This window comes from Pseudomonas putida (assembly GCF_025905425.1).
Taxonomy (GTDB): Bacteria; Pseudomonadota; Gammaproteobacteria; order Pseudomonadales; family Pseudomonadaceae; genus Aquipseudomonas; species Aquipseudomonas putida_AF.
In genome coordinates, this window is sequence record NZ_CP109603.1 from 5,276,674 (window position 1) to 5,291,122 (window position 14,449).

The window sequence follows — 14,449 nt, forward strand, 5'->3', positions numbered from 1 at the left end:
AGTAGCGGATGAAGATCATCATCCTCGGCGCAGGGCAGGTGGGCGGTACGCTGGCGGAACACCTGGCCAGCGAGGCCAACGACATCACCGTGGTCGACACCGACGGCGAGCGCCTGCGCGACCTCGGCGACCGCCTGGACATCCGCACGGTGCAAGGCCGCGGCTCGCTGCCAACGGTGCTGCGCCAGGCCGGCGCCGATGACGCCGACATGCTGGTGGCGGTGACCAACAGCGACGAGACCAACATGGTGGCTTGCCAGGTCGCTTATTCGCTGTTCCACACCCCGACCAAGATCGCCCGGGTACGTGAATCGGCCTACCTCACCCGCGAAGAGCTGTTCCACAACGACCACATCCCGGTGGACGTGCTGATCAGCCCCGAACAGGTGGTGACCAACTACATCAAGCGCCTGATCGAGCACCCAGGCTCACTGCAGGTGATCGACTTCGCCGAAGGCAAGGCGCAGCTGGTGGCGGTCAAGGCGTACTATGGCGGCCCGCTGGTGGGCCAGCAACTGCGCCAGATTCGCGCGCACATGCCCAACGTCGATACCCGCGTGGCAGCAATTTTCCGCCGTGATCGGCCCATCACCCCACGCGGCGACACCGTGATCGAAGCCGATGACGAAGTGTTTTTCATCGCCGCAAAAAAAGACATTCGCGCCGTGATGGGCGAGCTGCGGCGCATCGACGAGACCAACAAACGCGTGGTCATCGCCGGTGGCGGGCAGATCGGCGAGCGCCTGGCGGAGGCCATCGAAAGCCGCTATCAGGTGAAGATCATCGAGATGAACCCGGCGCGTTGCCGTCACCTCTCCGACACCCTGGAAAGCACCGTGGTGCTGCAGGGCAGTGCGTCGGACAAGGACTTGATGCTCGAAGAGAACATCGCCGACGCCGACATTTTCCTGGCCCTGACCAACGACGATGAGGCCAACATCATGTCGTCGCTGTTGGCCAAGCGCCTGGGCGCACGCAAGGTGATGACCATCATCAACAACCCGGCCTATGTCGACCTGGTGCAGGGTGGTGAAATCGACATCGCCATCAGCCCCCAGTTGGCCACCATCGGCACGTTGCTGGCCCACGTGCGACGTGGCGATATCGTCAGCGTCCACTCCTTGCGCCGCGGCGCCGCCGAGGCTATCGAGGCCGTGGCGCACGGCGATTCGAAGTCGAGCAAGGTAGTTGGCAAGGCCATCGAAGACATTGCCCTGCCGCCAGGCACCACCATCGGCGCGATCATTCGCGACGAAGAGGTGATGATTGCCCACGACGACACGATGATCGCGTCGGGTGACCACGTGATTCTGTTCGTTGTGGATAAAAAGCACATTCGGGATGTGGAGAAGCTGTTCCACGTCGGCTTGAGTTTCTTCTAGGGGAAGAGGGCATGCGCGAATCGCTGGAAAAGATGCTGGCCAAGGGTGTGGATAACCCGCTGCTGAGGTTCGGCCTGGGCAAGGCTTGGCTGGACGAGGGCAATGGCGCTGAAGCGGCGGTGCACCTGGCGCGATGCGTGGAGCAGGATCCGAAGTATTCGGCGGCGTGGAAGTTGCTGGGTAAGGCGTATCAGTTGCAGGGTGATGTGGCGGCGGCGCGCAAGGCCTGGGAGGACGGGATCGTGGCGGCGCAGGCCCATGGGGACAAGCAGGCCGAGAAAGAGATGACTGTTTTTCTCAAGAAGTTGAATAAAGTCTGAGATTGCCGGGGCTGCTTTGCAGCCCATTCGCGGGGCAAGCCCGCTCCCACATTGTCCGGTGTACGCAGGCTCTTGTGGGAGCGGGCTTGTCCCGCGAATGGGGCGCAAAGCGCCCCCAAAATCTCAATACCAGCGCGGCTCCCCAGCCGGCCGCTTCTTGAAGCGCTTCATGCTCCACATGTACTGGCTCGGGTACTCGCGCACATACCGCTCGACCACCTTGCTCATGGCCGCCGCCGACTCAGTCACATCCGTGCTGTACATCGCCTCCGGCGCCGCCTCCAGAATCACCCGGAACCCAGACCCATCCGGCAGCCGCAGGGCATGCAGGAACACCCCCACCGCCTTGCCACCGGCCAACATGTTCGGCACGAACTTGCTGGTCAGCGCCTGGGTCCCCAGAAACGGCACGAACACCCCGGCCGACTCTGCCGGCTCCGGGTCGGCAGGAATCCCCACCTGGCCACCGCGGCGCACTTCCTTGATCACACTGAGGATGCCTTCCTTGGTCGAAGGCGCCACCCGGTTGCCCATCTGCACGCGCTGTTCACGCAGCAAATCATCCACAGCTTTCAGCTTCGGCGGACGGTAGAAGATGATTGGTTTGCACTGGTTGCAATAGAAGTGGTTAAGCACCTCCCAATTACCCAGGTGGCTGGTGATACCCACTACGCCCTTGCCCGAGGCCAGGGCCTGCTCCAGCACTTCCAGGCCGTGCACTTCCTTGACCAGCTCCAGCGAACGCTGCGGCGGCCAGATCCAGGCACAGGCACTCTCGACAAAGGATTTGCCGATATCTCTCAGCGCGTGGCCGACCAATTGCTCACGCTCGGCCGGGTCCATCTCCGGGAAGCACTTGGCCAGGTTGATACGCACGACGTTGCGCGAACCGTTGGGGATTTTCCACATCAGCCAGCCGATCCCGGCACCGACGCGCTGCACCGCGCCCCAGGGCAGCTTGGCGAACAGTCGAAGCACCCCGACCATCAGGGCGCCCTTGAACTTTTCCACAGGCGAATTCCTTATTTCAGCAAGGCGCGCATTGTAACCCTTCAACGCGCCAAGGCGGCGTAGCGATCACAATCGGTGGTGTGGTCCATGACCATGCCGGTGGCCTGCATGAAGGCGTAGCAGATGGTCGGGCCAACAAAGGTGAAGCCGGCTTTTTGCAGGGCCTTGCTCATCGCCTTGGCCTCATCGGTGACCGCCGGCACATCGCTGCGGCCCGTGAAATGGTTGACCTTGGGCGCGCCGCCCACGAACGACCAGAGCCACTCGGCCGGGTTATCCACAGCCAGCCAGGCCTGGGCGTTGCGCCGGGCAGCCTTGAGCTTGAGGCGGTTACGGATAATGCCGGCGTCGAGCATCAATTCTTCGATCCGTTCATCGCTCATCTGCGCCAATTTCACCGGATCGAAGCCGTGCATGACCTCGCGATAACGCTCGCGTTTACGCAAAACCGTGATCCATGACAGCCCCGCTTGGAACCCTTCGAGCAAAAGCATCTCGAACAGCAACGCCGGATCACGCTGCGGTGCTCCCCATTCCTGGTCATGGTAGGCCTGGTACAACGGATCGTCGGTACACCAAAAGCAGCGTGGCATAAGGCTCCAATGAGTAGAGGGCGAGGCGAATCAGGTTATACTCCCGCTCTTTACATCCGCATCCCCAGATACAGGTGAATTTCGTGAGCCAGCCTACGCCAGCCGTGCGTACCTTCCAAGACCTGATCCTCGCCCTGCAGAACTACTGGGCAGCTCAAGGTTGTGTGGTGCTTCAGCCCTACGATATGGAAGTAGGCGCCGGCACTTTCCATACCGCCACGTTCCTGCGCGCCGTCGGCCCAGAGACCTGGAACGCCGCCTACGTGCAGCCTAGCCGTCGCCCTGCCGACGGGCGGTATGGCGAAAACCCCAACCGCCTGCAGCACTACTACCAGTTCCAGGTGGTGCTCAAGCCGAACCCGGCCAACTTCCAGGAGCTGTACCTCGGCTCGCTGAAAGCCATTGGCCTGGATCCGCTGGTCCACGATATCCGTTTCGTCGAAGACAACTGGGAATCGCCGACCCTTGGCGCCTGGGGCCTGGGCTGGGAAATCTGGCTCAACGGCATGGAGGTGACCCAGTTCACCTACTTCCAGCAAGTGGGCGGCATCGAGTGCTACCCGGTCACCGGTGAAATCACCTATGGCCTGGAGCGCCTGGCCATGTACATCCAGGGTGTCGACTCGGTCTACGACCTGGTCTGGGCCGATGGCCCGTTCGGCAAGGTTACCTACGGCGACGTGTTCCACCAGAACGAAGTGGAGCAGTCAACCTACAACTTCGAGCACGCCAACGTCGAGAAACTGTTCGAGCTGTTCGACTTCTACGAAAGCGAAGCCAACCGCCTGATCAAGCTGGACCTGCCGCTGCCGACTTACGAAATGGTCCTGAAGGCCTCGCACACCTTCAACCTGCTCGACGCGCGCCGCGCTATTTCGGTGACCGAGCGCCAGCGTTACATCCTGCGCGTACGTACCCTGGCCCGGGACGTGGCGCAAAGCTATCTGCAAGCCCGCGCACGCCTGGGCTTCCCGATGGCCACCCCTGAACTGCGTGACGAAGTGTTGGCTAAGCTGGAGGCTGCACAATGAGTGCTCAAGATTTCCTGGTAGAACTGGGCACCGAAGAGCTGCCACCCAAGGCCCTCGCCAGCCTGGGCGACGCCTTCCTGGCTGGTATCGAGAAAGGCCTGCAGGCCGCTGGCCTGAACTACGCCAGCAAGTCGGTATACGCCGCACCGCGTCGCCTGGCGGTACTGATTCGCCAGCTCGACGTGCAGCAGCCTGACCGCAGCATCAACATCGACGGCCCGCCCTTGCAGGCTGCTTTCAAAGACGGTGAGCCGACCCAAGCTGCCTTGGGCTTTGCCAAGAAGTGCGGTGTAGAGCTGTCGGAAATCGACCAGAGCGGCGCCAAGCTGCGTTTCTCCCAGCACATCCCGGGCAAGTCCACTACCAGCCTGCTGCCGACCATCGTCGAAGACTCGCTCAACGACCTGCCGATCCCCAAGCGCATGCGCTGGGGCGCCAGCCGCGAAGAGTTCGTGCGCCCGACCCAGTGGCTGGTGATGCTGCTCGGCGACCAGGTCGTCGATTGCACCATCCTCGCCCAGCAGGCTGGCCGTGAGTCCCGTGGCCACCGCTTCCATCACCCGGAGAACGTGGTCATCACCACCCCGGCCAACTACGTCGAAGACCTGCGCAAAGCCTACGTGCTGGCCGACTTCGCCGAGCGCCGTGAGCTGATCGCCAAACGCACCGCAGAACTGGCCCTGCAGCAGGAAGGCAGTGCCATCGTGCCGCCGGCATTGCTGGACGAAGTGACCGCCCTGGTCGAATGGCCGGTGCCGCTGGTGTGCTCGTTCGAGGAGCGTTTCCTCGACGTGCCGCAAGAAGCCCTGATCACCACCATGCAGGACAACCAGAAGTACTTCTGCCTGCTGGACAGCGAAGGCAAGCTACTGCCGCGCTTCATCACCGTGGCCAACGTCGAAAGCCGTGACCCGAAGCAGATCATCGAAGGCAACGAAAAGGTCGTGCGCCCACGCCTGACCGACGCCGAGTTCTTCTTCAAGCAAGACAAGAAGCAGCCGCTGGAAACCTTCAACGAGCGCCTCAAGAACGTGGTGTTCCAGGCTCAACTGGGCACCGTCTACGACAAGGCCGAGCGCGTTTCCAGGCTGGCCGCGTTCATTGCCCCGCTGATTGGCGGCGACGCCCAGCGCGCCGCGCGTGCCGGCCTGCTGTCCAAGTGCGACCTGGCCACCGAGATGGTCGGCGAATTCCCTGAAATGCAGGGCGTTGCCGGTTACTACTACGCGCTCAACGATGGCGAGCCGCAAGACGTCGCCATGGCCCTGAACGAGCAGTACATGCCACGCGGCGCTGGCGCTGAGTTGCCAGAGACCGTTACCGGTGCTGCCGTGGCGATCGCCGACAAGCTCGACACCCTGGTCGGCATCTTCGGCATCGGCATGCTGCCTACCGGCAGCAAAGACCCGTACGCCCTGCGCCGCGCCGCGCTCGGCATTCTGCGCATCCTGATCGAGAAGCAACTGGACCTGGACCTGACCGGTGCCGCCGAGTTCGCGGTCAAACAGTTCGGTGCCAAGGTCAAGGCCGCTGGCCTTGCCGAGCAGGTGCTGGAGTTCATCTTCGATCGCCTGCGTGCGCGCTACGAAGACGAAGGCATCGACGTTGCCACCTACCTGTCGGTGCGTGCCCTGAAGCCGGGTTCTGCCCTGGACTTCGACCAGCGCGTGCAGGCGGTGCAGGCCTTCCGCAAACTGCCGGAAGCCGAAGCCCTGGCTGCGGTGAACAAGCGTGTGTCGAACCTGTTAAGCAAAGCCGAAGGCGCCATCGCCGAACAGGTCGAGCCCAAGTACTTCGACAACGCCAACGAGTTCTCCCTGTACTCGGCCATCCAGCAGGCCGACCAGGCCGTGCAACCGATGGCCGCTGCACGTCAGTACAGCGAGTCGCTGGCCCGCCTGGCGGCCCTGCGTGACCCGGTCGACGCCTTCTTCGAGGCGGTGATGGTCAATGCCGAGGACGCCAAGGTCCGCGCCAACCGTTATGCCCTGCTCAGCCGCCTGCGCGGTCTGTTCCTGGGTGTGGCCGACATCTCGCTGCTGGGGTAAGCCTTGAAACTGCTGATTCTCGATCGTGACGGGGTGATCAACTACGACTCCGACGCCTACATCAAGTCGCTGGAGGAGTGGGTCCCCATTCCCGGCTCGGTCGAGGCCATCGCGCAGTTGAGCAAGGCGGGCTGGACGGTGGCCGTGGCCACCAACCAGTCCGGCATCGCCCGCGGCTATTACTCGCTGGATACCCTCGAGGCCATGCACGCGCGCCTGCGTGCGTTGGTGGCCGAGCAGGGCGGCGAAGTGGGCCATATCGTGTATTGCCCGCATGGGCCGGACGAGGGCTGCGCTTGCCGCAAGCCCAAGCCAGGCATGCTGCAGGCAATTGCCGACCATTACCACGCCGACCTGAGCGGCGTATGGTTCGTCGGCGACAGCCAAGGTGACCTTCAGGCCGCCCTGGCCGTCGGTGCACAGCCCGTGCTGGTTAAAACCGGCAAGGGCGAGCGGACCCTGGAAAAAGGCGTCCCTGAAACTACACTGATTTTCGACGATCTGGCAGCTATCGCCAGAGAACTAATTTAAACGGTGCGCCTTCGGGCGCATTTTCTGAGGCGGGCAAGCCCCGCAACGGTACATGCCACTATGTCGATCCTGCAGGCGATCAGAATCTTTCTTTTTTACCTGCTGCTGGGCACCAGTTCGCTGCTGTGGTGCTCCCTGAGCTTCTTTGTCGCGCCATTCTTGTCGTTCCCCAAGCGTTACACGTTCATCAACGTGTACTGGTGCCGTTGCGCGTTATTTTTGACCCGCACCATCCTGGGCATCAATTACAAGATCACCGGCGCCGAGAACGTGCCGAGTGAGCCGTGCGTGATCCTGTCCAACCATCAGAGCACCTGGGAGACCTTCTTCCTTTCCCAGTACTTCTCGCCGCTCAGCCAGGTGCTCAAGCGCGAGCTGCTGTACGTGCCGTTCTTCGGTTGGGCCATGGCCATGCTGCGGCCCATCGCAATCAACCGCGACAACCCCAAGGAAGCCCTGCGCCATGTGGCCAGCAAGGGTGACGAGCTGCTCAAGCAGGGTGTGTGGGTGCTGATCTTCCCGGAAGGTACGCGTGTGCCGTTTGGGACGGTCGGCAAGTTCTCCCGCGGTGGTACCGCATTGGCGGTGAACGCCGGGCTGCCGGTGCTGCCGATCGCGCACAACGCCGGCAAGTTCTGGCCCAAGGCTGGCTGGGGCAAGCGTGCGGGCACCATCGAGGTGGTGATCGGTGAACCGATGTATGCCAACGGCACCGGTCCTCGTGCAATTGCCGAGCTCAATGACCGCGCCGCCGCCTGGAACGAGGCCACGCAAAGGGCCCTGGGTTCGCTGCCGCCGGTTGACGAAAAACCGCAGGAGCAGATTGCCTGACGATCTGTGGATAACTTGTGAGCAATTTTTCCGACACCTGTTTGAAGTATGCAGTAAGTGATTGAATTAGCTGTTTATTTCTTCACATGACAGATTTGCGAAAAACGTGCATAAGTTTTTCAGAGGCATAAAAAAACCGGCGCTTAAGCCGGTTTTTTTATGGGTGAGCCTAGGGCTCGTCAGACCTTGTCGATATCCACATCCTTGGTTTCTTTCAGGCAGAAGATACCCACTACCAAGCTGATGCCGGTGACCAGCACCGGGTACCACAGCCCATAGAAAATATCCCCGGTATACACCACCAGCGCGAACGACACCGTCGGCAGGAAGCCACCAAACCAGCCGTTGCCGATGTGATAGGGCAGGGACATCGAGGTATAGCGGATACGGGTCGGGAACAGCTCGACCATCACCGCTGCCAGCGGGCCATACGTCATGGTCGCGATCAGGATCATGGCCACGATCAGCACCACCACCATCACTTGGTTGACCTGCCCAGGGTCAGCCTTGGCTGGGTACCCCGCCTGCTCGATCGCCGAGCGCATGGCAGCCTCGTCGAAGCCATTGATGCTCTTGTCGCCGATGTTGACCACCACCTCGCTGCCCGCCACGCTCACCGAGCTGTAAGGCAGCCCCTGCTTGACCAGGAACGTCTTGACCTTGTCGCACGGGCTGTCGAAACGCGCCTTGCCGACCGGGTCGAACTGGAAGGTGCAGCCCTGCGGGTCGGCGGTCACAACGATCGGCGCCTGGCGGCTGGCGGCGTCGATCTGCGGGTTGGCGTAATGGCTGAGCGCCTTGAACAGCGGGAAGTACAGCACGGTCGCAAGCAGCAGGCCGACCATCAAAATCGGCTTACGCCCGATGCGGTCCGACAGCCAACCGAAGAACACGAAGAACGGCGCGCCGATCACCACACTGATGATCAGCAACGTGTTGGCCTGGGCGGGGTCCATCTTGAGCATCTGGGTCATGAAGAACAGCACGTAGAACTGCGCGGTGTAGAAGGTTACGGCCTGGCCGGCGTTGATGCTGAACAGGGCAGTGAGCACCACCTTGAGGTTCGGCCAGGAGGTGAACGATTCGCGGATCGGCGATTTGCTGATCTTGCCCTGAGCCTTCATTTTCACGAAGGCTGGCGATTCGTGCATGCTCATGCGGATCCAGGTGGAGATCGCCAGCAAGAAGATCGACAGCAGGAACGGCAGGCGCCAGCCCCAGGTTTCGAACTGGTCACCACTGATGTAACGGCTACCCAACACGACCAGCAACGACAGCAGCAGCCCGAGCGTGGCGGTGGATTGAATGAAACCGGTATGGAACCCGCGCTTACCGGGTGGCGCATGCTCGGCCACGTAGGTTGCCGCGCCGCCGTACTCGCCCCCCAGCGCCAAGCCTTGCAGCATGCGCAGGATCACCAGGATGATCGGCGCCGCGATACCAATGCTGGCATACGTGGGCAGCAGGCCAACGGCAAAGGTCGAAAGGCCCATCAGCACGATAGTCACCAGGAAGGTGTACTTGCGCCCGATCATGTCGCCTAACCGGCCAAACACCAGCGCACCAAAAGGGCGGACCAAAAAGCCCGCAGCGAAGGCCATCAGCGCAAAGATGAAGGCCGTGGTGTCGTTGACCCCAGCAAAGAACTGCTTGCTGATGACCGCCGCCAGCGCGCCATAGAGAAAAAAGTCATACCACTCGAAAACTGTCCCGAGGGATGACGCGAAAATGATCTTTCGTTCTTCACGACGGCTGGAGCTGCTGGCCGTCGCACCCTGCTCTTGGATGTAATCCGACATCGTTGCTGTCCTCGGCCCACAGGCCACAGTGATTATTCTTTTTGTTCCACTGTCGGCAGCCTCCGACCGCAAGCTGCCGGTGTTGCACGCACCCGGGTCAGGGCGTCGGTATTGCGTCTTCGTTTAGGTAGGTCTGGGTTGCAGCTCCTCTGAGGATAAGTTGCGCGGCCTTCTCGGCGATCATCAGCGTGGGTGAACAGGTATTGCCGGAGGTGATCTGCGGCATGATCGAGGCATCCGCCACCCGCAGGCCGGGTATGCCATGCACCCGCAGCTGGTTATCCACAACATCCAGCGGGCCACTGCCCATGCGGCAGGTACCCACAGGGTGGAAGATGGTGGTGCCGATCTTGCCTGCAGCCTCGAACAAGTCTTCTTCGCTTTGCAGGGCAGCGCCCGGCAGGTATTCCTGTGGGGCGAAAGCCGCAAGGGCAGGGGCCTGGACAATGCGCCGGGTCATACGGATGGCGTCGGCGGCGACACGCAAGTCCTGTGGGTCGCTGAGGTAGTTGGGGTCGATCAGTGGGGCGCTTTGCATATCTGCAGCGCGGATATCGATGCGCCCGCGGCTGACCGGGCGCAGGTTGCACACCGATGCGGTGAATGCCGGGAAGCGGTGCAACGGCTCGCCGAACCGCTCCAGCGACAAGGGCTGCACGTGGTACTGCAGGTTGGCGGTGGCATGCTCGGGGCTGGAGCGCACAAAGGCGCCCAGCTGGCTCGGCGCCATGGCCAGCGGGCCGCTGCGGTCATAGAGATAACGCAGGCCCATGCCCATCTTGCCCCACAGGCTGTTGGCCATCTGGTTAAGGGTGCGAGTGTTGCGAATCTGGTAGATCAGGCGCAATTGCAGGTGGTCCTGCAGGTTGCCGCCGACGCCGGGCATGTCATGCCGTACGCCAATCCCCAGGTCTTCCAGCAGCTTGCGTGGGCCGATGCCAGAACGTTGGAGGATGCCCGGCGAGCCTACGGCACCCGCGCACAGAACAATCTCGCGACGTGCAGCGAACTCATTCCAGGCACCTTGCCAGCGGGCTTTTACCGCACGGGCACGGGTGTTATTGAGCAACACCTGATCGACTTCCACGCCGGTCAGCACGGTCAGGTTCGGCCGGCTGAGCACGGGCCGCAGAAACGCCTTGGAGGCATTCCAGCGCACACCGCTGCGCTGGTTGACCTGAAAGTATCCACAGCCCTGGTTGTCACCGGTGTTGAAGTCGTCGACCTTGGCGATGCCACTTTGCTCGGCCGCATCGCGGAACGCGTCGAGAATCGGCCAGCTGTAACGCTGGCGCTCGACCCGCCATTCACCGGCAGCGCCATGGTGCTCGCTGTCACCGGCAAAGTGGTTTTCGCTGGCTTTGAACAGTGGCAGTACGTCCTTCCAGGCCCAGCCTGGGTTACCTTGCTCGGCCCAGTGGTCATAGTCGGCCGCCTGGCCGCGCATGTAGATCATGCCGTTGATCGAGGAACAACCGCCAAGCACCTTGCCCCGTGGATAACCCAGGCTACGCCCGCCCAGGCCATGTTGCGCCTCGGTCTTGAAGCACCAGTCGGTGCGCGGGTTGCCAATGCAGTAGAGGTAGCCGACGGGGATGTGGATCCAGGGATAGTTGTCACGGCCACCCGCTTCCAGCAGCAGCACGCGGCAGGAAGGGTCGGCGGACAAACGATTGGCCAGCAGGCACCCGGCGGGACCGGCGCCTACGACCACGTAGTCGAAGACAGAATCGGCTGATGGCATGTGCAACCTCGCGCCTGATTATTGTTCTTGTCCCGACCCATCTTATTGATTAATTTCGCTGTGGAAACACGAGATTTCGCGCAGCCGCTGTGCGTTTTAGCACAGCGGCCACCATGGGAAATACACGCGCCTACACAAGGACCGCGTAATCGGGATGCACAGGGATCAGCATGTTCGACTGGAACGATCTGCGGTTTTTCCTAGAGTTGCAGCGCAGCGGCCGCCTGCTAACTGCTGCCAAGCGCCTCAACACCACCCACAGCACGGTCGCCCGGCATATCGAGAGCATCGAGAAAAGCCTGGGCACGCCACTGTTCGTACAGCACGCCCAAGGCTACGACCTGACCCCGTCCGGGCAGGCCCTGCTCAAGCACGCCGAAGCCATGGAAAACGTCGCCTTGCTGGCGCAGGAAGAAATCACCCAGGCCATCACCCCGCTGGGCAAGATCCGCCTTGGCGTGACCGAAGGCATTGGCATCATGTTCTTCACTCCACGCATGAATGCGCTGTTCGAGCGCTACCCAGGCCTTGAGGTGGAACTGGTGGCCGTGCCGCGTTTCGTCAGCATCCTCAACCGCGAGGCCGAAATCAGCATCCACCTGGAGCGGCCCAATGCCGACCTGCTGATCACTCGCAAACTCACTGACTATCGCCTGGCGCTCTACGCAAGCCAAGCTTACCTCGACCGCGCGCCGCCGCTGCGCAACCGCGAAGACCTGGCCCGGCACAGCTGGATCGGCTACGTCGATGACCTACTGTTCAGCCAGGAGCTGCTGTTTCTCAACAGCTTCTGCCGCGCCCCTAATGTGGCGTTTCGCAGCACCAGCGTGATCGCCCAGCAACAGGCCGCTCGTGCAGGCCTCGGCATTGCCGTGCTGCCCAACTTCATGGCGCGCCATGACCCGACGCTGGTGCGTGTGCTGCCCAGCGAAACCATCCAGCGCAGCTATTGGATCTGCACCCGGCGTGAACTGCACAAGTCGGTACGCCTGCGGGTAGTGTGGGACTACCTGCTGGCGCTGTGTGCCGCTGAACAGGGCGAATTGCTAGCTCCATAGTGCCTTGCCGGCCAGCAGTAGGGCAGCCAGCCAACCCGCCACGGCAAACATCTGTTGCACGCGCGGCCCTGCCAGCCTGGCCGCCAGGGGCCGCGCCAGCAGCAGGCCGATCACCGCCCCAGCAGCAAAAGGTGCGCCGACCTGCCAGTGCATGACGCCTGCCAGGCTGGCGCTGACCACGCTACCGGTGGATACCAGCGCAATCACCGCCAGCGAGGTGGAGACGATGCTGGCCATGCGCAAATTGGTGTAGCGGTTCAAGGCTGGAATGATCACGAAACCACCGCCCACCCCCAGCAGGCCGGACAACAAACCCGACAGTGCACCGGTCATTGCCAAGGCACGTGCGCAGGGTAGCGTCCAACGCAAGCGCCCTTGCAAGGGGTTGAGCACGCACGGTTCGATGTACCGGTGAGCGTCGTTGGCTGCGCCGCGCAGCTCCCTGGCCGCCTTGCGCCAGATGCGCAGGCAGGCATAGACCAGCACGCCGGCGAATACCAATTGCAGCGGCGTATTGGGCACGCGATGCGCCAGCATCAACCCCAAGGGCGCGACCGCTACGCCGATCAGGGCAATGAACAACGCCGCACGATAGCGCACCAATCCCTGGCGCAACCCCAGCACGGCACCTACGGCTGCAGCCAGGCCCACCGCCAACAGGCCGACCGGCGCCGCTTCGACCATCGACAGGCCAAGGCCGAACACCAGCAGCGGCACCGCGAGAATACCGCCCCCTGCGCCGGTCAATGCCAGCACAGCCCCGATGATCGCCCCCAGCACCGCGCCCAACAGTTGATGTTCGATCACTTCCCAGCCTCGGCTACCAACGGCTGCGGCCGCGCCATCCATTCACGCCCCTTGAGCATGCCTTTCCAGTACAAGGGCGGCAGCACCCGCGCCTTGAGCAGCCAGGCCAGACGCGTCGGCTGTCGGCCATCGAGCAACCAGCGCGGGAGGCTCGGCGCCACCTTACCGCCATACGTGAACTCGGCCAGCACGATCTTGCCGCGCTCGACAGTCAGCGGGCAGGAGCCATAGCCATCGTACATGGCGAGGGTAGGGAGCCTGCCCAACGCCACCAGCACATTGTTGGCCACCACCGGCGCCTGCTTGCGCGCGGCCGCAGCAGTCTTGGCATTGCTGGTGTTGGCCACGTCGCCCAAGGCATGGATGTTGGTGAACTTTCGGTGGCGCAAGGTCTGCGGGTCGACATCGACCCAGCCAGCGGCATCCGCCAGCGGGCTTTCGCGAATGAACTCGGGCGCCACCTGCGGCGGCACCACATGCAGCATGTCGAAGGCCTCGATGCGGGTTTCAGTACTGCCATCGGCCAATGTACGCACGAACGTCGCACGCTTGCCGGGGCCGTCCACCACCGCCAGGCGGTGGGCGTAGTTGAGGTCTACAGCGTACTTGTCGATATAAGCCATCAGTGCAGGGACGTAGTCGGCCACGCCAAACAGCACGGCACCGGCGTTGAAGAAGCTGGCTTTTACCTGCCCTAGATGACCGTGACGCAACCAATGGTCGCAAGACAGGTAAAGCGCTTTCTGCGGCGCACCGGCGCACTTGATCGGCATCGGCGGCTGGGTGAACAGGGCACGGCCTTGCTTGAGCTTCTGCACCAGTTGCCAGGTGTAAGGGGCCAGGTCGTAGCGGTAGTTGGAGGTCACGCCGTTGCGGCCCAAGGTCTCGCTCAGGCCATCAATAGCCTGCCAGTCGAGTTTCAGGCCTGGGCAAACCACCAGTTGCTCGTAGCTGATGGTGCGGCCACCTTCGAGGACAACGAGCTGGCCCAAGGGGTCGAAGCCCTGCACCCGTGCCTTGATCCACTGCACGCCCCGGGGAATGGTCGAGGCCATGGTGCGCGCCGTGCTCGGCGCCTTGAACACACCTGCGCCGACCATGGTCCAGCCGGGCTGGTAGTAATGCACTTCGGCAGGGTCGATCAGCGCAATATCCAGCGATGGATCACGGCTGATCAGGCTGGACGCCGTGGCGATACCGGCGGCGCCGGCACCGACGACGACCACTTTGTGGTGGTCGGTATTGGAAGCGTTGGCAGGGGACAGCAAGGCAGGCATGGCGGTAATTCCTGGAA

The 14,449-nt window shown here is 62.5% G+C and carries 13 protein-coding genes; 7 read left to right on the forward strand and 6 right to left on the reverse strand.

Annotated features, from left to right (window positions below; translation table 11 throughout):
- Positions 1-8 precede the first annotated feature (8 nt).
- Complete coding sequence (trkA, locus tag OGV19_RS23765) at positions 9-1,382, forward strand: Trk system potassium transporter TrkA (protein ID WP_033702460.1); 1,374 nt, start codon at positions 9-11, stop codon at positions 1,380-1,382.
- An 11-nt stretch (positions 1,383-1,393) separates the two neighbouring features.
- Positions 1,394-1,702: a tetratricopeptide repeat protein gene (locus tag OGV19_RS23770; RefSeq protein ID WP_264310908.1), complete on the forward strand. Its 309-nt coding sequence runs from the start codon at positions 1,394-1,396 to the stop codon at positions 1,700-1,702.
- Positions 1,703-1,825: 123 nt separating this feature from the next.
- Here the strand turns inward: OGV19_RS23770 and OGV19_RS23775 are convergent, their stop codons facing one another.
- Both OGV19_RS23775 and OGV19_RS23780 read right to left on the reverse strand, forming a co-directional pair.
- Positions 1,826-2,713 carry a lysophospholipid acyltransferase gene (locus OGV19_RS23775; RefSeq protein WP_264310909.1) on the reverse strand — a complete coding sequence of 296 codons (888 nt, stop codon included), beginning with the start codon at positions 2,711-2,713 and terminating at the stop codon, positions 1,826-1,828.
- 41 nt (positions 2,714-2,754) lie between these two features.
- Positions 2,755-3,306 carry a DNA-3-methyladenine glycosylase I gene (locus OGV19_RS23780; protein ID WP_264310910.1) on the reverse strand — a complete coding sequence of 184 codons (552 nt, stop codon included), beginning with the start codon at positions 3,304-3,306 and terminating at the stop codon, positions 2,755-2,757.
- An 83-nt stretch (positions 3,307-3,389) separates the two neighbouring features.
- On the opposite strand from OGV19_RS23780, the gene glyQ reads away from it, so the two are divergent.
- From glyQ to OGV19_RS23800, 4 genes are read left to right on the forward strand one after another with little or no spacing between them, the layout of a single operon-like run.
- Entirely contained in the window at positions 3,390-4,337 is a 948-nt protein-coding gene (glyQ, locus tag OGV19_RS23785) for a glycine--tRNA ligase subunit alpha (RefSeq protein WP_012312032.1), read from the forward strand.
- Positions 4,334-6,385 carry a glycine--tRNA ligase subunit beta gene (gene glyS / locus OGV19_RS23790; protein ID WP_264310911.1) on the forward strand — a complete coding sequence of 684 codons (2,052 nt, stop codon included), beginning with the start codon at positions 4,334-4,336 and terminating at the stop codon, positions 6,383-6,385. Before glyQ ends, glyS begins: the two co-directional genes overlap by 4 nt.
- Positions 6,386-6,388: 3 nt before the next feature.
- A complete protein-coding gene (gene gmhB / locus OGV19_RS23795) occupies positions 6,389-6,916 on the forward strand; it encodes a D-glycero-beta-D-manno-heptose 1,7-bisphosphate 7-phosphatase (RefSeq protein ID WP_264310912.1) in 528 nt (175 codons plus the stop codon).
- A gap of 60 nt (positions 6,917-6,976) precedes the next feature.
- A complete protein-coding gene (locus OGV19_RS23800; RefSeq protein ID WP_264310913.1) occupies positions 6,977-7,747 on the forward strand; it encodes a lysophospholipid acyltransferase family protein in 771 nt (256 codons plus the stop codon).
- Between the two features lie 179 nt (positions 7,748-7,926).
- Here OGV19_RS23800 and OGV19_RS23805 read toward each other — a convergent pair whose 3' ends face one another.
- Positions 7,927-9,546 carry an MFS transporter gene (locus OGV19_RS23805; RefSeq protein ID WP_264310914.1) on the reverse strand — a complete coding sequence of 540 codons (1,620 nt, stop codon included), beginning with the start codon at positions 9,544-9,546 and terminating at the stop codon, positions 7,927-7,929.
- A 97-nt stretch (positions 9,547-9,643) separates the two neighbouring features.
- Positions 9,644-11,290 carry a GMC family oxidoreductase gene (locus tag OGV19_RS23810; RefSeq protein WP_264310915.1) on the reverse strand — a complete coding sequence of 549 codons (1,647 nt, stop codon included), beginning with the start codon at positions 11,288-11,290 and terminating at the stop codon, positions 9,644-9,646.
- Positions 11,291-11,460: 170 nt separating this feature from the next.
- On the opposite strand from OGV19_RS23810, the gene OGV19_RS23815 reads away from it, so the two are divergent.
- Complete coding sequence (locus OGV19_RS23815) at positions 11,461-12,348, forward strand: LysR family transcriptional regulator (protein WP_264310916.1); 888 nt, start codon at positions 11,461-11,463, stop codon at positions 12,346-12,348.
- Here the strand turns inward: OGV19_RS23815 and OGV19_RS23820 are convergent.
- Complete coding sequence (locus OGV19_RS23820) at positions 12,337-13,155, reverse strand: sulfite exporter TauE/SafE family protein (protein WP_264310917.1); 819 nt, start codon at positions 13,153-13,155, stop codon at positions 12,337-12,339. The genes OGV19_RS23815 and OGV19_RS23820 overlap by 12 nt on opposite strands.
- On the reverse strand, positions 13,152-14,432 hold the full coding sequence (locus OGV19_RS23825; RefSeq protein WP_264310918.1) for an NAD(P)/FAD-dependent oxidoreductase: 1,281 nt from the start codon (positions 14,430-14,432) through the stop codon (positions 13,152-13,154). Before OGV19_RS23825 ends, OGV19_RS23820 begins: the two co-directional genes overlap by 4 nt.
- Positions 14,433-14,449 lie beyond the last annotated feature (17 nt).